This is a genomic window from Mesotoga prima MesG1.Ag.4.2, from assembly GCF_000147715.2.
GTDB classification, from domain to species: domain Bacteria; phylum Thermotogota; class Thermotogae; order Petrotogales; family Kosmotogaceae; genus Mesotoga; species Mesotoga prima.
Genome location: NC_017934.1, coordinates 628,500 through 651,877 on the forward strand (window position 1 = coordinate 628,500; position 23,378 = coordinate 651,877).

The window sequence follows — 23,378 nt, forward strand, 5'->3', positions numbered from 1 at the left end:
TTTCAGCGATACCTTTCAACTGAAAACCTGAAAATACTGTAATCTTCCGATTCCCTTATGCCGGCTTTCCGTAAGGCTATCGATAGCTGCTTTTGAATCGTGTCTACACCTTCAAGATCGGGAAGCAGGACTCCTTTTCTGTAACCCAGAGAAACAATGACGCCATATTTCTTAGGATCAAGTCCAGAAAGTGTGGTTCTTTCTGGAGGGCTAAGAATATCGACGGAAACATCTATGTCAGCTAGTTCGCTCGCCTCTACAGGAGGGAATCGAGGGTCTTTTGTAGATGCGGAGATAGCATTCTGGATTATTTCAAGAGCAACATTTTCCTGCAAAGGGTATATCGTTCCTATGCAACCTCTAAGCGAGCCGTTTGATGTATGGAGAGAAACGAAACAACCTGCTCTCTTAGACAGGAACTCTTCAGAAACCCAGTCAGGGGTTCCAATTAAAACACCATGGCGAATAAACTCCTCCATAGCGCATCTTGCAATCCTCACCGGCTCAGAATAATACAACTTAACGCCTCAATCGAAGAAGATCTGGGACAGTTTGTAATACTCAAAGGGAACTAACTTCTTTGTAGCTATTCCATATTCAAGGGGAATAGAGATGATATCATTGCCTTTAAGTGCAACCATTCTGCCAAAATCGCCTTTCATGACAAGCTCCATTGCGTGAACTCCGTATCTTGTGCCCAGAATTCTGTCAAATGCCGTGGGGGTTCCACCTCTCAGAAGGTGCCCCAGAACAACGGATCTAGTATCATAACCCGTTCTCTCAGAGATAATATTCGCCATATAATGGGCAATCCCTCCCAGTTTTATATGACCAAAGGCGTCGATCTTGCTTTCATCGCCAACAACATTTTCCAATTCAGTTGGTTTGAAGCCCTCTGCAACTGCGATAATCATGTATCCGAATCTATCCATTCGCTTCTTGACATAGGTTAGGATTTCATCTATTGTCATTGGGTATTCAGGAATAAGGATTAGATGTGCGCCGGCAGCCATGCCAGCTTCCAAAGTCACCCAACCAGCTTCTCTCCCCATTAATTCAACGATAATGATCCGTCCATGTGACTTTGCAGTAGAGTGCAATCTGTCAATCGCGTCCGCCCCAACATTTACCGCAGTTTGATAACCAAAAGTATAATCGGTGTTGGCAACATCGTTGTCAATGGTCTTTGGGACTCCAATTGCTTTGTATCCCATGGATGAGAGTCTTGCAGCCACGGTCAAAGTATCGTCGCCTCCGATTCCTATAATCACATCAAGACCGAGTTTCTTGATGTTTTCCTCCATTTTTATTCTCATATCTTCCGATTTAAAAGGATTTGTTCTAGATGTTCCAAGGATTGTACCTCCGAGAATGTGAATACCTTCAACATCGTTATCGGTGAGTTTCATACTCTCACCAACAACCAATCCCTTCCAACCGTGCATCAAACCGATAATTTCCACGTTTTCCGGAGCAGATTTCACGATGCCTCTAATAACTGCATTCAAACCAGGACAGTCCCCGCCGCCCGTCAATATTCCAATTCGCATTACCGACCTCCTGTAAGCCATAAATGGTTATAATACATACACTGTATAATTATAACATGAAGAGTCCTAAAATTGTCTGATGACAGAGAGGAAAGAGGCTTATGAAGCTAAGTTTGAAAGCATTGAAAGAAGAAATGACCTCCAAGGATTATTCACCTACGACAATGAGAGGTCTCATAGTGAAGCTCGGCCTAACTGATCGGGAGGATAGGGCGTTGCTCAAGAAGTATCTCGAAGAATTGACCGATTCTGGCGAGATTATAAAGGATTTAAAAGGAAGGTACATTGTTCCTGGTGAAAAGACTATAGTTGGTACTATTGAATTCGCAAGAAGAGGGACGGGAGCTTATATAAGCGTTGAAGACGAAGAGGATGTTTTTGTCGCTCCCGAAGACAGTGGTTTTTCCATTCATGGAGATACTGTTCTTGTGGAAATAACGGGAAGATATCGAGAAATTAGAAAGGGGAAGGTCATCAAAGTAATCAGTAGGAATAAAAAGAAAGTAGTCGGTACATTCAAGACCAGGGGCATCATGGCTTTTGTCGTCGCTGATGATATGAGGATAAAGACTGACTTCTATATCCCTCCCGAAGGATTCAATGGAGCCAAACCCGACGAAAAGGTTCTAATCAAGATCACCAGATATCCTTCCCCGGGGAGGAATCCTGAAGGTGTCGTAGAAAAGGTTATTGGTGACGTGTTCAGTCCCGAAGCAGATTTGATGACAGTTATTTACAGACAAGACCTTCCAGAACCGGGTTACTTTCCTGAGCAGGTGAGAAAACAAGCAGCCAGGGTTGCAAAGAGCATTGATCTTCAAGAAGTTAGAAAAAGAGAAGACCTTCGAAATGAATTGGTTTTCACAATAGACGGTGATGATGCAAAAGATTTCGATGATGCAATATCGATAAGAAAGAGCAGAGAAGGAAATTACATTCTTGGTGTACACATTGCGGATGTGTCGCATTATGTACGAGAGGGGACTCAGCTAGACCTGGAAGCTTATTCTAGAGGGACTTCTGTTTATTTGCTCGATACGGTTATTCCGATGCTGCCATTTGAACTTTCAAATGATATATGTTCTCTTAAACCTGAAGAGGACAGACTTACTCTTTCGCTGCTGCTGGAGATTGACCCTGTTGGACGTGTGGTTTCCTCGTCAGTGAAGAATTCCGTTATTAACTCTAAGAAGAGACTAACATATTCAGAGGTTAACGATTTCCTAAATGGTGAAGCATCTTCAGATATTTCGGAGAAATTGAGACCAGTTTCTGAGAGTCTCAAATTGTCGCACGAATTGGCTCAGAAGATACGGGACATCCGTAAGAAGCGGGGATCAGTTATGGATATTTCATCTAGAGAGGTTAAGATCATCTTTGACGAGAAAGGCAGGGTAACTGATATTCTGCCACAGAGTAGAGGAATATCCGAATGGATAATCGAGGAGTTCATGATACTTGCAAATGAGACTGTTGCTGAGATATTTAACAATCAGGGGTTACCGTTTGTGTACAGAATTCACGATAAACCAGATCCAGAATCAATGATGCAACTAAAAAATTATCTGGAAGCACTTGGATTGAAAGTCAAGATTCCGAGAAACGTTCATCCTAAGGCTCTTCAGCAAATACTTGAGAAGTCTAAAGATCACCCCCTCCACTCCTCCATAGAAAGAGTTCTAGTGAGAGGAATGAAGCGAGCTGTCTATTCTGACAGAAATATCGGTCACTTTGGACTGGCATCTGAAGCATACACTCACTTCACTTCTCCAATCAGAAGGTACCCGGATCTTGTTGTTCACAGGCTGTTAAAAGATTTGATCAAGAATGCCGGGGCTGATCTTAAGAACCATTCAAAGAATCTGGAGGAAAGTCTTTCCAAAATTGCCTCGTGGGCATCGAAGAGAGAGAGAATTGCAAACGAAGCGGAGTGGGATCTTGTGGACATGAAAAAGGTGGAGTACATCTCCAACCATGTGGGTGATTCTTTTGAAGGTGTTATCACGGGTGTAACAAAATTTGGAATCTTTGTGGAGTTGACCGAAAAAATGATTTCTGGTCTAGTCCACATTTCAACACTGGATGACTATTATGACTTCATTGAGGACCAGAATATTCTTGTGGGAAGAAGGAGCAAGCGGGTATTTAGGATCGGAGATCAGCTTGAGGTGAAGGTTGTAAGAGCAGACAAGACAACCATGGAAATCGATTTCATTATTGTCAATGATAACGGAAAGACGACCAGGAGAAGTAAGCGCTCCTCTCCCGATAAGTCGAAGGGAAAAAACTCAAGGAGCCATAAGAAATCACGTTGACAAGCTATCAAGCTCTTAATAATTAGTTGCCTTATGTAAGAAGCGCAGTGCACCGGTATTTTGAAGTCCTTCATGGTAAAGTGATTTTGGTTTTCTACCTGGAATGGTCTCTGTTCATTCTGATCTCGGCAGACCTCATTCATGGTGAAACAAGAATAGAAAGATTCACCAATCTTAGGTAAAATTACTTCTTCGGCGAGCAAACATGGTATATTTTTTACAAGTCACTCTGAGAAGAGGTGCTATATGGAGATTATTCGCCTCAAGAAAGACAAGAAGAGCTTTGATATCACGGACACACTACCATTTGCGATCGCAATCCTCGATGAGGTTTACGATGGTGATATAAACGTTGCGATACATGATTTGAAGTCTACTAAAATTGGGAAGGATCTTCTGACAATAGGTGGTTTAGCGGAAACTTTCGACAATGTTGTAACTCCCGAAAACTACGCTCCCATAGAATACGAGGAATTCAATGATTACTTGAAAGAGACAGGTCTCTCTGTGGCTTCTTTTACTAGAGGTACATTTTCGGGGTTTCAGGACAAAATACTCTCTATAGCTGATCGGGGTGACTATGAAAGCGCCCAGAAGTTTCTTGATTTGCTCATGGATGCAAATGTTGACAAAGCGACGGTTTGTGAGCTGAAAGGCTCTATTTTTCTAGAGTCAGGTGATGAAGAAGAGGGAATTAAATGGCTTCAAAATGCTCTAAAGATAGATTCTTCACTTGTTACAGCGTATTCATTTCTTGGTCAGACATTCTATAACAGAGGTGATTTTGATAGTGCGGCAGATTGTTGGCAAAGGGAGATTGCAGCTTCTCCCGATCACCTTGTCACCTACTTCATGTTAACTGATGCCTATATTAATGCCGGTCGAATGGATGAAGCTCTGAATGTTCTCAAAGACCTTTCGAAAAGAGATCCAGACAGTATTCTTACAAAGGTGGAAATGGCCGAACTTTACGAAAAGATGGGAAACATAGAGATGCGGAGAATTGTTGAAGATGAGGTGCTTAAAACAAAACCGGTTTACATAAATGATGTGGAACCTTGGGCAAAAATCCAGTTTAAGCACTCAAATTACGACGTTGTGGAAGAAGTGGCGACAAATTTTCTCAAGGAAAACCCCGATAGGCCAGAGCTTAAGATGCTGCTAGTCGTTTCTCATATGAAGAAAGGGCAGTGCGATGAGGCAAAGAGACTCCTTAAAGAATTCGAAAATGAGCAGGTTTGGTACTTCTATGGGAAGAAAGAGCTATTCGATGAATACCTCACTGAAGAAGAGAGAAAACAGTGTGGGATTACATAGTTCTTAGAGTCTCTCTCTTCTTCATTTTTGGGCTGATATTTGGAAGCTTTTCAAATGCTTTGATATTTCGTATTCCTTCAAAAGAATACTCAATGACCAGACCTCGAAGAAGTATTTGTCCAAAATGCAAACACCAGCTATCATGGAAGGACAATATTCCTTTGATAAGCTACATCTTTCTGGGAGGCAAATGTAGATATTGTGGGGAACCCATTGCTGCAAGGTATCCCGTCGTTGAGTTACTTACTGCACTGTTGTTCTCATTGAATTCAGTTGTCTTTTCTCTGTTTGGAGCAATTTCAATGTCAGTTTTGACTATGGGATTGATTGTCTCTTCTTTTATCGATCTTGAGCACTACATGATTCCAGACTTCGGCGTGATTCTTGTGGCTGCTGGCGGCTTCGCCTGGTCAACTGTTGAGGGTCGATTCCCTGCAAATTTACTTCATGCTCTTCTCGTTACTGGGGCGATGGTTGCATTTTTCTTCATAGCAAACCTTGTAAGGAAAGACAGTTTTGGTTTTGGCGACGTAGAATTGCTTGCAGCACTTTCTCTGGCATCTGGCATTATAGGTTCTTTATATACGATCATGGTAGCTTCTTTTGCAGCGCTAATTGTCTATGCAATAAATGCTGCCGCAAAAGGCAGAAAATTTGATCGACGAGCTCAGCTTCCTTTCGGCCCTTTCATTGCAGTCGGCGGGTATACGACAATCCTTTTTCTGGATTTTATCGAGGCGCTGTATAGAGTATGACTTTGAATGACTGGACGCTTGCTTTGAAAGAAACCGGTTACGAATTCGCGAGATTCCTCAAGAAAAGAGGCCTTTGCTGTTCTGTCACTGTCATCAGTGAGTACTGCGTTGAACTTTCAAACAGTGTAGTGCTCAGGCTTTATACGAACCGTAAAGGAAACAAGAGAATGGTTTTGCCTTCATTTCTCTCCGAAGAGAAGAGCGAATGGCTCCTGTTTAGATGGGAGGAATTCAACGGAAGAAATTATGATGGAGTTCACCTCTTCGTAGATGGTAGTTTCATGGACAATAAGGTAGGATATGGAGTATTGGTAATCACAGAAAATCAAATTGAGAAAAGAATCAACGGGTGTTTAAGAGAGAATCTCGAAATGAAAAACGTTACAGGTGAAATCGAAGGCGTGATTAGGGCGCTGGAATACTGTATGCGAAAGGGATATAGAAAAGCTACTATTCACTATGACTACATGGGACTAAGAAGTTGGGCGGAGGGGGAGTGGAAAGCGAAGAACAAATTAACGAGAAAGTACGTTGAACGGCTCAAGCAGTTCTCCTCCCAGATCGATATTGAATGGGTAAAAGCAAGATCACATATTGGAGAGACATTCAACGAGATTGCGGATAAACTTGCAAAAAAAGCAGTTGAAGATTGTGGATAGAATCTTTTGAGGATGGAATGCTGATCGATTTTTTCTGGCAACTTGGTCAACTTGGAGGAATAAATAGAAAAATGCTCTCGATCCTTCATTGTTTATTTCCTTAATGCCAATATTTGGTCATTCAGTAAACCAGCCAGTGGTGTTTCAGGGTTTTCTACTTTTACCGAAAACTTCTTGCATTTTATAGAAAACTAAACAGGAGGGATATCTTTGAAAGTTTTCATTAGTGCAGACATTGAGGGAACTGCAGGAATTGCGGACTGGAATGAAGCAAAAAAGGGTAATCAGGACTACGAGTATTTCAAGAAACAGATGACTGCAGAAGTAAAGGCAGCTGTTCAGGGTGCTCTTGAGGCTGGAGCCTCGGAAATAACTGTGAGGGATGCCCACGGGAGCGCAAGAAACATCGATCCCTCTCTTCTGCCGGAAGGAGTTCGAGTTCTCCGTGGGTGGGCTAGAGATCCTTTCATGATGATGCAAGGAATTGATTCTAGTTTTGGAGCCGTGGTGTTCACAGGATACCATTCACCCTCTGGAAAGGCTCGAAATCCTCTTTCTCATACTATGACGGGGGACATATACTACCTCAAGATCAACAACAAGCTTATTAGCGAATTTGAGCTAAACGCGATGTCGGCCTCTTATCATGGGGTACCGGTCGTTTTCATCAGCGGGGATGAGGGAATTGTACAAATCGCTAAGCAAAACGTACCTGGCATACAAACCGTGTCAACCAACATTGGCAGTGGTGCTTCAGTAGATTCAATTCATCCCGCTAAGGCAGTGAAGTTGATCGAGGAAGGTGTTTACAATGCTGTGAAGAACATCGGAGTTCAACCGGTATCAATTCCGGCTGAATTTGAGGTTGAAATTGCCTACATAGAACACACTTTAGCTCATAAGTTATCTTTTTTCCCTGGGGTGACCAAGAAGGACGATCGTGTTCTCACTTTCAGAGATCAAGATTATTACGAAGTTCTTAGGAAGTTGCTCTTTCTTCTCTGACAGACTCTTAAGGGTGGTGATGAGAGCTTAGCAACACCTCAGTCAGTGATGATCGCGAGTGGATTTCATTCGTATGCTGTCCTTTGTTGGATAGTTGGAAGGAAGATTGGTTTCAAATTCGAAACCGCATTCGGAGTATAGAGATAGTGCCTTTCTGTTCCATCGAGAGACGTCCAAAACGATTTCTGCATCCATTTCGAGTAGATGATTAAGGATCCTCCGTCCATATCCCTTGTTTCTGAAATCTTCGTGAACTGAGATTAGACCGAGGTATTTTTGCTCGGGGAAAATGCCCATCTCCATTGATCTTTGAAGAGTTCGAAATTCATGCAAGAGTCTAAACCCAAAGATACTAAAAGAAAAGTTGATCATGTCAACGTGTAAATGCGACAGTCTGTTCATCTCCTCATGCGTGTAAAATGCATATATTGCGATTGGCCGATTGCCAATTTCGCAAACAGTAATGAATTCGAGATTTATCGCGCTGCCCATAATCAGAAGCCTTGATATGCCTGCCTGAGCTTTTGTTCCCAGTGCACGCTTGAAATGGGATGGGTCAGTATTGAAGACCAGATGCGCTACAAATTGCAAGTCGCTCGACTCGGATTGTCTGTATTCAATCTTTTCCTTCTTCACGGGTAAATTCTATACTCTAAAAAACGATTATTCAAAATCATAGTTGGCATGTATTTGCATATGAATTGTCAGACATACAATATGCGAGGTGCGTCATGAGAGCTGCAAAGAGAGGAATTGACGAAGGTTTGTACATTGCTCGAGCTCTTCTCGAAGGAAACGTCGAAGCGTGCGCAATTGTCTCTTCAGAAGGGAAGATCGTAGTTGCAAATTCAACATGGGAAAGGCTTGCCGCAGCTTGCTTCGATGAACTCAGTTTCTTGAGTGAAGAATTCGATATGAAACGATTTTCTGACATGCTCGACGAGGTTTGTGCGCTGAGGCTAAAGGAGTTTCTGTCTGGTAAGACTAAGCAAGTATCTTTCGCTCTTAATGATTTTGAGAATTCAAAGGGTTTACCATTTACGATAGTGATTTACAGTGTCGAGATTTCGGAAAGGCTTTGTTACTTCATTTCCTTGAGGGATAACAGTGAATCTACTGTTCTTAGAAACATTTTAAGAGATATTATTTACATCGATCCATTATCGGGATTCGGAAACGAAAGATCTTTAAATAGATTTCTCTCAAAGAAAATCTCCTCCTCGAAGGAAAATGGAGCTTGTTTTTCGATTGTTTGCACTATGTTGTCCAATTCCAAAGAGATAGCTGCAATGTTTGGAAAGAGGATACTAGATACCGTATTGCAAAGGCTTGGAAAGAGAATCACACTTCAGATAGAAGAAGGCAAGTCGTTTAGAATCATGGATGATGTGTATGTAACTGTACTGGATTGCAGCGATAGAAGTTGCGTTTCTAGAACTATGTCGGTTCTCACATCAGATTTGGAGAAACCAGTTGCCGTTTCAGATACTGATGTATCACCTTCTGTCGTGAGTGGAATTTGCCAGTTCCCCATTGATGGAGAAAGATCTGAATCACTTCTCAGCAATTGCCTCACAGCGATTTTTACAGCTCAGAGAAAAGGCTTGAAGTGGGAATTTTACAACTGATTATCTAAGATAAAAAACCGCTGCATCAAAATCACCCTTGTTAGAGCCAACGTCTCCGTCAATTGAAGCTGAATAGCCAGCAACAACGAATCCATCACAAACATAAGCGATTGATAGTCCTACATCGTCTTTACTGCCTCCAAGATACTTTTGCCATAAGAGCTCTCCTTCAGCATCAGTTTGCAGCACCCAGAAATCACTGTAAGTTATACCAGATCTCTTCATGGCCTCGTCTACGGGCTGGTTGATTGATCGATTTGATTCAGAAAAGCCAATCGCTTGAATGCCACCCGCTTGCGTGATGAAGAAGTCTTCGATTATATCGTTACCAGATCCCCCATAGACTCTTGCCCACAATAAATCACCTTCTTCAGATAGTTTTGCTGCAAATCCGTCGTAGTCGGAAGAATCTCGCTGGAAAGTTTCTTCCCTGGAATTTGTGGAGCCTGTGATAATTATTTCTCCTTCGTCATTTATTCTGACAGAAGAAGGCGAATCCTCGCTCTTTCCTCCAAGCACTTTCGACCATATAACTTCTCCGTCTCTATTGACCTTGATTGTAAGAACAGAAGATAATTCAATGTAGATTCCATTTACCTGAAAGCGGTTGCCGGGATTTCCCTTTGCTTCACCGTCTTTCGAAGTTGTCTCGGCGACAATCACAACGTTGCCATCACCGTCGACATCAAATGCAACTCCTCGATCAAAAGAGCTTCCTCCATAGGATTTTTGCCATTCTAGGGAACCTGATTTGCCTAGTTTTACTAACAGGATCGAACGATCTTCTTTTGACTCCGTCTTTGTTCCTAGAATCAAGTATCCATCCTCTACCTCAATTACTGAGGTCGCCTCATTGAAGATACCCTCACTCTTGAATCTCCACTTTTCATTCGCAAACTTATCAAGCTTTATTACAAGCAGTGAAGAATCCGCGTCGAATCCAACAGCGGTTTTATCGATTGCTTTACCCACTACCAGGAATCCATCATCCGAGGTGGCTATGATGTCATTAAGCTCTACCCAACCAAGATTAAATCTCTTCTCCCACTCCATGAAACCGTTATTGTCGATCTTTACGATCCATCCAACCCTTGGAATCGAGTCTTTCAATGATTCGGATTCCGAAACCGGATCTGAGGAACCGCAAAGGATGTATCCACCACTGGACAGAGACTTTACTGTGTTAAAGGAGTCTCTTCCTTCAAAACCGACAATTCTCTTCCATGTCAAAACAGGTATTTCTTCTGTCGAAAAAGACCAGACGGGACCCTTTACCAATCCCCCGTTCCCATCATCTGCAACAACCTGCCAGCTGTAAGTTTCTCCGTGTTCTAGAGGTGGCAGCTCGTACGTATTCTTGTTAATGCCTTTTGCAAGTAAACCAAGGTTCTCGGTGCCAAAATAGAGGTCATAAGACAAAATATCACCGTCGGGGTCACTACACTCCCAAGATAGAACTAGGTCATTAAAGAAGTCTTCAATCCCATCACCGGGATAAGGACCATGGGGCTCTTCGGGCCAGTGATTTTTGTCGATAACAATTATGCTGAAAGTTTCACAGTGCCACTGCCGCAAACTGTCTATAGCTTTTATAGTTACCCTGTGGGCGACAGGCGCCTCGCGTACCGGAGAACTGTAACGGTAGATATCTCCTTCAATTAACCCCGGCCCACCGACAATTTCGTAACTTATCTCGTTCATTTCAGAAAAGGTGAGTTCTGAGAGATCGATCTCTAGTCTGTCGCCTTCAAAGACTTTCTGGTTTGCAATACTTAGAACCGGGGGTGGTGGCAAGTTCTTTACTGAGAATGTAATGTGAAGCACAGCTTCCGACTTTTCAGACTTAACAATGATATCGATTGTTTCTTCAGGTAAGCTAAGCGTACTCGAATCAATTACGAGGAAGTCACCATCTATCTTTCCGTTTTCCCCAACCAATGAAAACTCAACGGTTGCCCCATTTGCCTTGACAAAATTAGACAGTGGTAGTGAAACAATTTCTCCATATTCTATTGTTACTAATTCGGACTCAGTTAACTCGAAATCTGAATTGTGTCTTTTCAACATTCCAAATCCAGAGAAAACCGCTACAAACGCAATACATATTATAACGAGGAAAACGATTTTTCTCATTTGTTCTTTCAAAGCCTTACCTTTCGGTTCTTTTTCCTCGACGATCTCACAACCCAAATGTAAATCAGTACTGCAAGTGTCAAAATCGGGATTAGCAACAAAAACAGACTCCTATTGCTCTTTTCATTTTTATCAGGGGCCGACAGAGTAAAAATCGCTTCCGAGGAATTTCCCTCGACATCTTTTGCAACAACAAGGTGTTCACCATATTCGTTCACAATAATGTGCATTTCCCTTTCCCTTTCATTTACTGGATAGGCCTTCCCGGAAACCACAACCTCTTTTACGTTTACGTCGTCACTGACTTTGAAGCTTAAAATCTTTTCGCCTGCAGAAGACGCATACTGAACAGGAATTCCATCAATTATCGGCTCCCCCGTTGTGACAGGGCTTCTTGAGAGACAGTCCTTTTCAACCCAGCCATAATCTGAAACGTAGTAGCAGCTCTCGCCTTCTTCAGCAACCTTAACTTGCTGACCTTTCCTCAGGCTGCCATAATCCTTGGAGACCCAGAAGGGTTCCTCTTCTCCCTCTAGATAAAAGGTAGCAACTGTCTTATTCCCATCGGAATCGTAGGCGTTGACAGTGTAAACACCAGTTCCGTTAACTTCAATAACAACTTCCGTTGATGTTGAATTGAGAGTGCGACGCGAAACGGTAAGATCGGGCGCTATTACTTCTGCAGCTGTCAAAGTTCCGTTATCTGAAACAGAAAATGTCAAGTACTTATCTTTCCCAATGGAGACTTTTTGAGTTCTCTCGCCGATTATGATAGGAGGTTCAAGATCTGGAGGTGATATCGATAAGAAGGTTTCATCAACCCATTCCCCATTAACTAGAAATTCATTGTTTCGGTAATTGTCCACTAATACTTTATCCCCTCTTTGATATGAGCTGATTTCCTTCACCACATACATGACCGTCTCTTCGAAGTGAACAGTGAGGATTCTTTCGTCGTAGGAACCGGAGCTGTCATAGGCTCTAAGTGTGTAAGTTCCTTCACCATCAGGGGAGAAAACTACGCCACCATCTTCTCCAATCGCTACCTCTTCTTCATCCACAGTTACTCTTATTACGGGCTGGGAAACCGCGAAACTTACGGTGCTCTTTTCTAAATTTATTTCTTGTTCACTTGTAGTGTAGATTCTTGGCAACTTATCAAGTTGAAGAAGAATGGAACTCAATTCCTTACCGACCTCAGCAGGGCTAGATCCATTTTCACAGGTTACTCTCTCCTTTGCCAATGATGAAGAGACCCAGTTTCCCTGGGAATTATATGAAAAATACTCCCCATCACCAAAACCAATCAATGTTCCTATTGCTGAAGCCTTTTCAATGTCCCATACCTTCAATTTGCCATCTGTCGAGGAAGAATAGAGGACATGACCATCCATTGAAAGAGCTATCTCAGTAACGTCCCAGGTGTGCCCAGTTATCATTTTTATAAGGCTAAACGAAGGCAGAGAGAGAAGTTTTATTGTCCTGTCACTGGACGCAGTATAAACAACTTCATTGTCAATCAAGATTTTTGTTATCTGTGCATTGTGAGCTCTTGTGGTCTTAAGTGACGACCAGGTCTTGACATCGTAGGATTTCAGTTGTCCCGCCTCAGATCCAAGAATTAGGATCGACCTTCCTTCATCCATGGAGACTGCTGTGAGGGCCCCTATTTCCGCTCTGATTACCTTTACCTGCTGACCCGTGGAAGAATCCCAGATTCTAAGGGTTCCATCTTCTGAAGCAGAGTACAGTCGACTCTGTTCAGGCCAATCCACAATTGAAAAGACCGATCCGGAATGGCCTCTAAGCGTTCTAATAAAAGCCAGGTCAGCGAGCGACCAGATCTTCACGGTAGCATCTGAGCTACAGGAAAACAACGTCTTGCTGTCTTTCGTCACAATTAGATCGTTTACCGTGCTTGTATGACTGCTAAGCGATTTGATTTTTCTTCCCGTGGCAAGATCCCACACGATAATCATCCCATCGTCGTACCCGGCGATACCCTTCTTACCATCGGGCGAAACAGCGACGGCGGTTACCCATGAACTATTGAAAGAAAGGTTGTTCAGTAGTTTACCATCCAAAAGGCTCCAGACTTTGATTGTGTTATCAATATAACCTGCGACAAGTTTCTCTCCGTCTAAACTTACTGCCACTGAAGTAGCGCTGAATGCCTTGCTGTCCGGTGAATACTCTATACTGAACAGTACCACTGAGAAAAGCAAACTAGCCAGTAGAGCTATTTTTTTCAATTTTATCACCCTGATTGAAGTTTTCAATCAATTCTACCATTCAAGAATACTAAAGAACTGAACAACAATTCTCATAGAAATTTCTGTATCTCCAACCGATAACCATTTGGATCCTTTGTAAAGAAATGATAGATCTTGAATTCCTGGCTTACGGTTGGTTCGGAACACGTCACGCCAGCATCTTTCAATTTGCGGTAGAATTCATCAACCTCATTGGTCAACAAGGTAATGATAGAGTTATTTCTTTGAGAGTCAAGATTGAGATGATTGCAGAAGCCTATCATTCCACCGCCTTGAGTTAGGAATATTTGACAGCTATTCTGATCTTTATATAGTTTAAGGCCAAGAAGGCTTACATAAAACGAGTTTGTTAAACCTAGATCTTCAGTTCCGAAGAAGACGATAGAATTCTCAATATTCACTAACTGTTCCTCCCTTCAAAGTAAAGGTCCGATCAGCGATCGGACCCTTCCGGTTGATCTTTCATACGTTACTTTGGTGCCTTGAGGAGAAGTCGCACTTAAAAGGGTGTTGGTGTGCTTTGCGCCGGTCCTACAACTCTTTCTTAGTCGATGTGTCTTTCATCTCGGCTTTTCTGAATTGAGACCTTTGAACGGTGTCTAAAGTTCATGAGAATTGTGTAGTTTGAGTTTAGTCAAATTTAAATGTAAGTTACACAAGCTTATTGATGTTCATGAAAGACCCCTAGAGCAACTTTAAAAAGAACATTTCAAAAGCACTCTTAGCAAAAGCGACCTCCAAAGGCTTAACTAATGGAGAAGCTCTTTGGTTAAACAGCGAAGCAAATCCTCTTCACTTCGATGGAAATTTTTCTTAGTAACATCAAAACTCTCTCGAAGGCAATCTCCTTGGTAACGACAGTTTCGCATCCTAAACCCGGTCATTTTTGGATTTCATTTCAGAGAATAACCGGTAAGCCTTCCGTGTCCAGTTGCGTAGGTAATTGATCTCGTATGGCCGCTGCAATCGCCAATGAATTTCAGATTCTTATAGCGACTGTTGTTGATCTTGTTTGAGTAAAATTTGACTTCCACGGCATACATGAGATTGTCTGGATAAGAGATTCCCGGGATTACTTCACTTAGTTTCTCAACAAATTCTGTAATGGAAACGGATATTCTCCTTGGCAGCACAAGATTAATATCTCCAAGAATATAATCTCCTTCAGGTAGCGTGGGCTTAACTCTCCCTAACCTCTTAGTTCTCTTGGTTTGTATGAAGTCCTCGTAAGTCTGAAGGATCACTTTCCTGCCACCAGCCAGAATATTACTTAGCCTGCTAATATATGAGCCATATCCTATTGGATCACGAAAGGGCTCAGTAAATCGCGTAGTACAAAGTATCGCAAAATTGGTGTTTTCAGAACTCCCACCCGAGTTCGAGTGACCATTCACTGTCACAAAATCATCGTAGTTCTCTAGAACTACCTTTCCTGAAGGGTTATTGCAGAAGGTTCTTACTGTATATCCTGTCTTGGTTTTGAGTCTCACTTTAAACTCGTACATCTCTTCGTTGATTTCTTCCACCACATGATCTGGGATTTCAAATCTAACTCCAATATCGACTGTGTTGCTAGAAGCCACGATTTCAGGATAGCGGTCTGTCACTTTCTTTATTAGTGAATGGCCGCTCCTTCCAACAGCTACCACGACATAGTCAAATACAGCCTCGAATCCCTCGCCGCGAAGGATTATTTTCTCGTCTTCGATGTCTATGTCATCCACTCTAGAACCAAAGTGAAATTTAAGATTATTTCTAGTCGAGAATTCCTCAAATATCTTTGTAAGCACCGAACTTAGTTTATCTGTACCTATATGCCAGAAGGTAGAATTAACAGGCTCGAAGCCTTTTGAATAAAAGAGATCGAAGAAACGCGATCTTCTATCAAAAGAGACACCTCTTTTCACCTCGCGCCTATCATCTGGATTGAGTTTTTCCAGGTAGAAGTCAACGACTTCATTCTGGATCGCGAGAGGAATCTCCATGTCTCCTCCCATTGTTTCCGACACGAAGATCTTTCCATCGGACCGTATTCCGCTTATACTGGAACTGAAAATATCTTTTGAACGCTCCAGAACATGAATTTCATGATCCTCATCTAAAATTTCACTTATGAAACCTATCGATGCTGCTCCAAATCCCACAACTCCGATTTTCATTGTTTTGCTCCTAAAAGAGAAAGTTTGTCTTCAGGGATAGATATTATTCCCAGCTGAACTTGTACCTATGAAGCCGCAGTTCGTCCCGTAGTTGCACAAGTTGCTTTCTTAAAACCTCGTTTAAAGGGGCACCTCTGTTTTTCCTAAATTGCCAGGCTTCATATTCCTTTTCACCTGCGGTGTAGATTCTTTCTTGACCCGGTGCCTTTTTGGATTTCCTGAGTTCTCTGAGAATGTCTCCCGCAAGCTTCTTAAAGTCATCTAGTTGTGTGAACGGTTCTATGTCTATCGCGATGAAGAAATGGCCTATTGGAATCGGCTTTTTTTCGTTGTTATCGGCAATTCCTGTTAACATCTTCAGATAGCTTCCCGTTTGCAGCGCGGCCGACAGAATCTCAACAACAGTTGCGTAGCCGTATCCCTTATACCCGGCTGTCTCCTCGCCTATGCCGCCCAGGGGAGTTAGAGCGGCTTCACCCTTTGTCAAATCAATCAGTATTTTTTGAGTGTCGGTCCTGGGTCTCCCATCTAGACCGATGACCCATCCCTCTGGTAACTCTTTTCCCGCTCGAGCGTACACCTCGATCTTTCCTCTTTGTGCCACAGAAGTAGCGCAGTCGAGAACAAAAGGAAACTTCTCATCTGTAGGGATTCCAAAAGTCAGGGGGTTCGTTCCCAACATATTTTCCACACCAAATGTCGGGGCAATTGACGGACGAGCATTAGTGCCTGTAATGCCTATCATTCCGTTTTCAACTGCCATAATTGGGTAGTAACCCGCTATTCCATAATGTGTTGAATTTCTTACGGCAACCATTCCCATTCCATATCTCTTTGCTTTTTCAATAGCAAGTTTCATTGATTTGAACGCTATCACATGACCCATTCCATTGTGGCCGTCAATTACTGCTGTCGTAGCACTTTCTCTGACGATTTCGAACTCAGTGATGGGATTTTGAATGCCAGCGCGGATTCGATCCACATAGATAGGTTTCAATCTGCCAATACCATGTGAATCAATTCCCCGTTTATCTGAGGTGATGAGAACATTTGCGCAGATTTTCGCGTCTTCTTCTGGAACCCCGATTCCAACAAATACATCCTTCATGAAAGCTTCCAGAGTATCAAAATCGACCCAAACTACATCTTTGTAGATTTCGTTCACAAGATTACCTCCCTTTTCTCCTCCTTCTGACATTATACAATCTGTGAAAGACATCTTCTTTTTTTTTGTTTTCCTGAAGCATCGAATCTCCGTAAATCAAGAGAAGCAGAATCCGTTGAGATATTTACATGAAACGCGATCGCTTCTTATAAATCGTCAAACGAGTGTACAGCTTGCTTTTCAAAGGCAGAATCGAGTAGAATTAATTGATGTAGGATAGATGAAGAAGATATTCTATATTATCAATGATGCAGGAAAGATTGGTGAAGAAGTTTGAAGGACAGAATTGGACCAGGAATATACCTCTACCCAATGCCTGTGGTGGTTATAGGAACGATGAATGAAGAGAGGCCTAATTACACCACGATCGCGCTTTGTGGAGTTGTGGAGGTGCAGCCGCCCATGATTCAGATCTCTCTGGCAAAGAGCAGACTGAGTTGCAAGAATATAGAGGATACCGGGTATTTCAGTGTGAATGTTCCTTCCCTTGACATGTTAAGAGGGGTAGACTACATGGGAATTCATTCTGGGAAGACCACTGACAAATCAGAACTCTTTAGAACCTTTCTAGGTGAAAAGGGAAATGTGCCTATGATTGAAGAGGCACCTTTGAATATGGAATGTGAGCTGGTTAGTAAATTTGAGTTCGGTGGAGCACACATTGCATTTGTTGGAGAGGTTGTTCAAACATATTGTTCTGAATCGTGTCTTGTTGATGGACTTCCAAATATCAAGAAGATAAGTCCGGTAACCTTCTCCGTTTATGACAATTCTTATTGGTCCATTGGTATGCACCTTGGGAAGGCATGGAATATTGGAATAAAATACACCCCTCCAAAAGAAGGCACGGATTAGATCCTTCGAAGGAGGGGTCTTGAGCTCTACTTCTTTTCGTATGATGTTGGCCCATCGGCCCAGCCAGTTTCGTCCAACCATTCTTTGGGGTAACCGGTTGGTTGAGCCATGTTCCCTTTTTCATTTATGAACCCATCATTATATCTCACAATGAGATACTCGGACAGTTTCCACCATGCTTCAACTATTTCCTGGGAGTTTCTAGAGCAGAATCTCGCTAGATATCTGCCCGCTTCTTCGGGCTTTGTGAGAAGAATTTTTGTTATATGGGCTTCGATTTCCGGAAGACGACTGAGTGATAGTGCTTCATACTTCTCTTGCATAAGTTTAATATCCTCGTGCATATAGCTATATTTCAATGCCGCCCAATTAGAAACGAAGTTGAATGCCCACCAGGCGCTGTCTTTATTGAACTCCGAAGTGTCGCAGACTTGAATCGACTCAGGAAGATCGCTTACTCCTACGAAGAAAGGAATGAAACAAGTATCGGCCGGTTTGTCGAGCCCGAGCCACATGATTCCACCAACCGGATCTGGAAGCCAATTTCTCGCTTGACAGACAAAAGCATAACCACAGTACGTAACCGAAATTGGTCTTTCCCATGCACCTCCAAGTTGGCGGGAAGGATCCCCCACGTCGCCCTGTCCGTCATAAGGACCGTAATATCTATCTGGATAACCGAACGGCCCGGCCGCGACGCCCTTTGTGAGATCAAACTCTGTTCCTTCGTAGTGATCCCTGTATAGATTCATCACATCACTGGCTGAGACCTTGTTGTCAGGCTTCAGCGAAAATGGATACTCTCGAGTGAACCCGTCTTCTACCCATGGAGACAGATTCATGCTTGGTGCCATGGACGAAAAAAGGCGCCACACTCTTCTAAGCGAGTAGTATGGATGGTTGTACTCACCCAGGCTAACGGTTCTCAACCAGTCTAGAGGGCCGTCTTTCGGATCCCACCATCCGAATTTCTCAGCGACTTCATGAAGGGTTTCTCCATAAAGAAAATCGGGATTTTCAGTATCGATTTCCCTTATTCTAAACTGATTTGCCGCAACGAAGACCTCTCCATCGGGTACTCTCCTTGCGACCCAAAGACCTCCGGTTCCCTCGGGAGAGGGAGCCATTTCGATAACCCAAGCTTCATTAGGGTCTGCAACGGGCAGAGTCTCTCCCGTTCCGTAGTATCCATATTTCTCAATCAAGTAGCCAATCAACTCAACAGCTTCACGAGCTGTCTTGCATCTCTCAAGGGCTACTCGAGAAAGCTCGGATGAGTAGAAAATTCTTTTGCCAGGTTCTGGACCGATCTGAATCTTAGCACCGTCGGTACATTCACCAAACATCAACTGATGTTCATTCATAATCCCATAAGACCCATCAAAATAAGCGAAAGTATGATCTACTTGAGGGATCATTCCGATGGGAATTGAAAGGGGATACCCTGGAGTATCATATGCCGGAGCTCTATCAGACACGATTCTCGGATAAATGAAGCTGTTGTACTGGTGAAATTCACCCATCGCGACTGCGGAGCAGTACACAGGTCTGAATGAGCCAGGTTCATGATCCTGAGCTGGTACATATACTATTCTCTGATCGGCCAGATCGTTATCGTCTGAATGAGCGACAATCATCGATCCATCTGCACTAGCACCTTTCGTTACAATCAAAGTCGTACAGGCCATTGAACTACTCACAGAAACTAAAAGAAGAACAAGAAAACATTTTCCCAGAACTTTCACGGCACCTCACCTCTTCTCTCTTAAGAAAAATGGAGACTATTCCAGATAGAATAATCTTCAGGAATAATCTATGTGAGTCTCTAATCTCAAGCTCATCATTGGTGGAGAAGACGAAAATTCGGCTGATGAATCAAAGCATCTTCGAACCGATCGACTACATTTCTGTGTCGGCTGTGAGTCTTTCCAAACTGCTTCTTCCTAATGGGAGAAGGGGCAAACCAAACATAATCGTTTTTTGAAGATGATTCCGAACCAGGTTTTTGAAATCTACACAACAATACTAAATCAAGACCATAAATCGAAGGCATTCTCAAATCTCGGATGTTTCAAATCTGTTTTGATTCGACTGAACAGAGAATTGCGAAATCGATGGAACAAAAGGGAGTGAATCAAAGATCTCTGAGCGATTCTCCGTGCTCACGACTGATTCTTGTGACTTTGATACTAATATACTCCCGCAGGTTCGAAATCCAAAGGAAAAATTGATTCTTTTTCTTTGCTCCGCACTCTCTTAGAAAGTGTTACTAAAATTCGACCGGTGATAGTATATTTGAGCTATATTGAAAGTCAAATCACTTTGATTTTTGTTTAGGGAGGCACTTAATGGATCGAAAGGGAATTTTCAGGAAGAGAAAACCGCCGCTCGGTTCCGTTCCTGGGACTCTTAGTATAGATGAAGAATCACCATTTCCAAAGATCAGTCTCATTGAATTTGACAGAGATTACTTGAAAGAAGAAATAATTCGAAACGTAGAGAATCTGGCGTCGGTCATCTCCGCTACCGACAGAGTCCACTGGATTGATGTGCAGGGATTAGGAGACGAAGCGACAATCCGAAAGCTGGGTGAAGTCTTTTCTCTCCACCCGCTGGCTCTCGAAGATATCACAAATGTTCCGCAGGTTGCAAAGGTTGAGGAGTATGACAATTGCTTGTTTGTTTGTCTTCCCATGATGCGAATGGAAGAAGATTCAGTTGTTTATGAACAGATGAGTCTCTTCTTGGGCGAGACTTTTGTACTTACGTTCCAGGAGAGGTACGGGGACGTTCTCGACCCCGTTAGAAACAGAATGCGGAGGAACTCAAGAATAAGAAGTATGGACAACGATTACACTGCATATGCAATATTGGACACAATCGTGGATAACTACTTTCCAGTCTTGCAAAGTATCGGCAGTGAACTTGAAAAACTTGAAGAAGAGTTAGTTGAGAGCATCTCCAGAGAAAAGCTTAAGGATCTATATCTAATGAAGCAAAAATTAGCCCAATTGAGAAGGCTTGTGTGGCCTACCAAAGATGTTATAGGGCGAATCTCCAGAGAAGAAAGCGAGTACTTCAAAGATCAGACTGTTCTTTATCTTAGAGATGTTTACGATCACATAATTCAGTCACTGGATATGCTTGATATCAGCAGAGAGCTCTCGTCAGAGCTCATGAACTTATACCTCTCTTCCACAAGTAACAGATTGAATGAAATAATGAAAGTGCTGACAATTATCTCCACTATCTTCATACCACTATCCTTTATCGTCGGAATCTATGGGATGAATTTCGTTTACATGCCAGAGCTTTCCTTAAAGTGGGGATATCCCGTTGTTCTTATTGTCATGGGTGTAGTGGTTTTCATAATGCTCTTGTTCATACGCAGAAAGGGATGGTTCAGGAAATGATTCCCCACTTGTAGTTATCTTTGTGGGCAAACTATTGGCAGGTCTTCCGGAAAGGGAGAAAAGTTCGCTTATATGATATGGAGAGAACGCTTTCTATCACGAGAGGTTTTGTTGGATCATCTTGGGACGGATTTCAAAGAGAGATATACCCTTCTTGCGCAAGGGCTAGCGCTTATTTATTAATCTAAGATATTTTCAGGTAGCTTGAGTATAATTTAGATCTTAACAAAGAACCTGTATCATTTCCGATTAAGCAAAAAACTAGATACTTCATTTTGCCTTTGAGCCATTGGTTCACAATGTTATGCGAAGATCTCTGGCACGGCGTTCATTCAGTCAAGAGAAAAGCCCTTTCCAACGAGAGAAAGGCAACAATCTACAACATCGCCATCGTACAGCCTTCCGGCTCCCTCTGTAAGTTCAGTAATTGCTGTTGATGTTTCGTGAGCAGGTCTGTAAGGTCTGTGAGAAACGATGGCTTCAAATACATCGGCAACGGTGACAATCCTGGTTTCAAAGGGAATGTCTTTGCCTTTCAAGCCATGGGGATAACCCGAGCCGTCTAATCTCTCATGGTGCTTCCTGACAATGCTTGATATTGGCCAGGGCAGATCAATTCTTTCTAGCATTTTGAAACCGGCTTCGCTATGGCTCTGAATAAGGAACCACTCGTTTTCGGTGAGCCGGCCCGGCTTACTAAGAATTTCAGTTGGGACAGAAATCTTTCCAATATCATGAAGCAAAGCGCCTTCTCGCACCGTGTCTATTTGTTCCGGACCTAGACCCATCTCGGTAGCAATGGCTGTTGCAAGTTTGCTCACCCTTCTTTGATGACCTGCCGTGAAAGGGTCTCTTACTTCAACAACTGTAGAAAGAGTTTCTATAAGACCTCTAATAGTTTTTTGAGCGGATTCCTGAATCACATCTTCGAACTTGAGGCCACTTAGGCAGTATACGGTGGCCGTCACCTTTCCTGCTAGTGATGAATCTTCGATCCTCTTTACTGCGGCCTCGACCAAAACAGATTGTCCATTGCTTTTGTTTATAGAGAAGAGGTGTCTTTCACCAATTTCTTGACCCGCGGATGGTTTCTCGCTCCTCGAGTCAGACTGGTTTTCAAGAAAGTAGTTGATATTCTTTCCTATCAGGCCGCCTCTTTCTCTTCCTAACAGAATTTCAGCCGCCTTGTTGACAAACACGATTTTTCCGTTTTCATCAACCGAAATCACCGCTTGATCGATAGTGCCTGCCAAGTACCTTGCCGACAACAGTTCCATTCGAAGATTCATTTCGGCGGAGACTTCTTTATGTACACTTATCAAATCTCGATCAGAAAGTGGCTTTATCAACACCTCTTCATAGAAGCCTTCTTCAGAAAGAAAAAGCGCTTCCTGTCTCCCGGTTCGGGCTACTCTTATGAGTGCCTTCAAGAATAGGTGGTCGGCCTTGCTCATTGGTCTATCCAGGGGTATGCCCTCTATTACTGGAAGTCGCGCCAGACGATTGATCTCAAATGCGAGGTTTTTTGCCGCCGGGATGATCTTTTCGCGAGACATATCAACAGTGAAAATAGCCATTCCAGAAGTATTCTCTTCAAAAGCTTTTTTGTAAACCCTGAAATGATCGATTTCCGAGAGGATACTGAATGACGTGTTCGAATGCATTGAATGAAGCGTTGAATGGTCATCTATTCCCTGGAAGAACGAAGACGCTGAGGTTTTCTCTCGTTTCGTGAACGATGAACCAATACTTAGACTATTGGTCCTTCTGAATATCTTGATTTCATTGGAGTCGGATTTGTCTGAAGAAGAAGAGACTCTCCAAACTACTCCTTCGTCGTCAACGAAAATATCCTCGCAGTCGAAGAAGGCTTTGTATAGTTTGCCGATCAAGTCCCCAAAGTGCTTTTGTGAAACCGAGTTTTGGAAGACTACTCTACCATTCTTGTTAACAACTACGACCGCTTCATCGATAAGATCGAGACAAAATTGGGCTGAATCCTCCAAAGACAAAACTCATTCATCTCTCATTCTAAAGAAAAATAATAACAAACGTTGGTTCAAAAAATCTTCTCGCCTCTAATAATAACCAGTATTCATCTAATTCTAACACTATTCCAGCGTTTTTTGGAAAGAATAATCAACTGTTTGT

The 23,378-nt window shown here is 42.7% G+C and carries 18 protein-coding genes; 8 read left to right on the plus strand and 10 right to left on the minus strand.

The annotated features are described in order from the left end of the window. Window positions 1-2 precede the first annotated feature (2 nt). On the minus strand, window positions 3-518 hold the full coding sequence (amrA, locus tag THEBA_RS03035) for an AmmeMemoRadiSam system protein A (RefSeq protein ID WP_014730389.1): 516 nt from the start codon (window positions 516-518) through the stop codon (window positions 3-5). Window positions 519-527: 9 nt separating this feature from the next. Then, entirely contained in the window at window positions 528-1,550 is a 1,023-nt protein-coding gene (locus THEBA_RS03040) for a 6-phosphofructokinase (RefSeq protein WP_014730390.1), read from the minus strand. 101 nt (window positions 1,551-1,651) lie between these two features. Here THEBA_RS03040 and rnr point away from each other — a divergent pair, with 101 nt between their 5' ends. From rnr to THEBA_RS03065, 5 genes are all read left to right on the plus strand, one after another. Beyond that, window positions 1,652-3,865, plus strand: coding sequence for a ribonuclease R (gene rnr, locus THEBA_RS03045; protein ID WP_014730391.1), 2,214 nt, complete (start codon window positions 1,652-1,654; stop codon window positions 3,863-3,865). Window positions 3,866-4,111: 246 nt separating this feature from the next. Further along, window positions 4,112-5,182: a tetratricopeptide repeat protein gene (locus THEBA_RS03050; protein ID WP_014730392.1), complete on the plus strand. Its 1,071-nt coding sequence runs from the start codon at window positions 4,112-4,114 to the stop codon at window positions 5,180-5,182. Then, window positions 5,167-5,937, plus strand: coding sequence for a prepilin peptidase (locus THEBA_RS03055; protein WP_014730393.1), 771 nt, complete (start codon window positions 5,167-5,169; stop codon window positions 5,935-5,937). The genes THEBA_RS03050 and THEBA_RS03055 overlap by 16 nt, the downstream gene beginning before the upstream one ends. Beyond that, window positions 5,934-6,596 (plus strand): RNase H family protein, encoded by a 663-nt coding sequence (locus THEBA_RS03060; RefSeq protein WP_006492223.1) that lies wholly within the window; start codon window positions 5,934-5,936, stop codon window positions 6,594-6,596. The genes THEBA_RS03055 and THEBA_RS03060 overlap by 4 nt, the downstream gene beginning before the upstream one ends. A 210-nt stretch (window positions 6,597-6,806) precedes the next feature. Beyond that, window positions 6,807-7,601: a M55 family metallopeptidase gene (locus THEBA_RS03065; protein ID WP_014730394.1), complete on the plus strand. Its 795-nt coding sequence runs from the start codon at window positions 6,807-6,809 to the stop codon at window positions 7,599-7,601. A 42-nt stretch (window positions 7,602-7,643) separates the two neighbouring features. On the opposite strand, the gene THEBA_RS03070 is transcribed toward THEBA_RS03065, so the two are convergent. Then, the gene (locus THEBA_RS03070; RefSeq protein WP_014730395.1) at window positions 7,644-8,237 is read right to left on the minus strand and encodes a GNAT family N-acetyltransferase; all 594 of its coding nucleotides are present in this window, start codon (window positions 8,235-8,237) and stop codon (window positions 7,644-7,646) included. A gap of 95 nt (window positions 8,238-8,332) precedes the next feature. On the opposite strand from THEBA_RS03070, the gene THEBA_RS03075 reads away from it, so the two are divergent. Then, complete coding sequence (locus THEBA_RS03075; RefSeq protein ID WP_014730396.1) at window positions 8,333-9,229, plus strand: GGDEF domain-containing protein; 897 nt, start codon at window positions 8,333-8,335, stop codon at window positions 9,227-9,229. Here the strand turns inward: THEBA_RS03075 and THEBA_RS03080 are convergent, their stop codons facing one another. The 5 genes from THEBA_RS03080 to THEBA_RS03100 all read right to left on the minus strand — a co-directional run bounded on the left by THEBA_RS03080 (window position 9,230) and on the right by THEBA_RS03100 (window position 16,959). Then, complete coding sequence (locus THEBA_RS03080) at window positions 9,230-11,374, minus strand: hypothetical protein (protein ID WP_006492227.1); 2,145 nt, start codon at window positions 11,372-11,374, stop codon at window positions 9,230-9,232. Then, window positions 11,371-13,614 carry a WD40 repeat domain-containing protein gene (locus THEBA_RS03085; protein ID WP_014730397.1) on the minus strand — a complete coding sequence of 748 codons (2,244 nt, stop codon included), beginning with the start codon at window positions 13,612-13,614 and terminating at the stop codon, window positions 11,371-11,373. The genes THEBA_RS03080 and THEBA_RS03085 overlap by 4 nt, the downstream gene beginning before the upstream one ends. A 71-nt stretch (window positions 13,615-13,685) precedes the next feature. Next, a complete protein-coding gene (locus THEBA_RS03090; RefSeq protein ID WP_014730398.1) occupies window positions 13,686-14,036 on the minus strand; it encodes a VOC family protein in 351 nt (116 codons plus the stop codon). 492 nt (window positions 14,037-14,528) lie between these two features. After that, complete coding sequence (locus THEBA_RS03095) at window positions 14,529-15,794, minus strand: NAD(P)/FAD-dependent oxidoreductase (protein ID WP_006492231.1); 1,266 nt, start codon at window positions 15,792-15,794, stop codon at window positions 14,529-14,531. Between the two features lie 43 nt (window positions 15,795-15,837). Further along, on the minus strand, window positions 15,838-16,959 hold the full coding sequence (locus tag THEBA_RS03100) for an Ldh family oxidoreductase (protein WP_006492233.1): 1,122 nt from the start codon (window positions 16,957-16,959) through the stop codon (window positions 15,838-15,840). A 273-nt stretch (window positions 16,960-17,232) separates the two neighbouring features. Between THEBA_RS03100 and THEBA_RS03105 the strand changes: the two genes are divergently transcribed. Next, a complete protein-coding gene (locus THEBA_RS03105) occupies window positions 17,233-17,814 on the plus strand; it encodes a flavin reductase family protein (protein WP_148269976.1) in 582 nt (193 codons plus the stop codon). 26 nt (window positions 17,815-17,840) lie between these two features. On the opposite strand, the gene THEBA_RS03110 is transcribed toward THEBA_RS03105, so the two are convergent. Further along, the gene (locus tag THEBA_RS03110; RefSeq protein WP_014730400.1) at window positions 17,841-19,559 is read right to left on the minus strand and encodes a dipeptidase; all 1,719 of its coding nucleotides are present in this window, start codon (window positions 19,557-19,559) and stop codon (window positions 17,841-17,843) included. 603 nt (window positions 19,560-20,162) lie between these two features. On the opposite strand from THEBA_RS03110, the gene corA reads away from it, so the two are divergent. After that, complete coding sequence (gene corA, locus THEBA_RS03115) at window positions 20,163-21,227, plus strand: magnesium/cobalt transporter CorA (RefSeq protein WP_006492238.1); 1,065 nt, start codon at window positions 20,163-20,165, stop codon at window positions 21,225-21,227. A 332-nt stretch (window positions 21,228-21,559) separates the two neighbouring features. Here the strand turns inward: corA and THEBA_RS03120 are convergent, their stop codons facing one another. Next, window positions 21,560-23,233 (minus strand): HD domain-containing phosphohydrolase, encoded by a 1,674-nt coding sequence (locus THEBA_RS03120; RefSeq protein WP_014730401.1) that lies wholly within the window; start codon window positions 23,231-23,233, stop codon window positions 21,560-21,562. Window positions 23,234-23,378 lie beyond the last annotated feature (145 nt).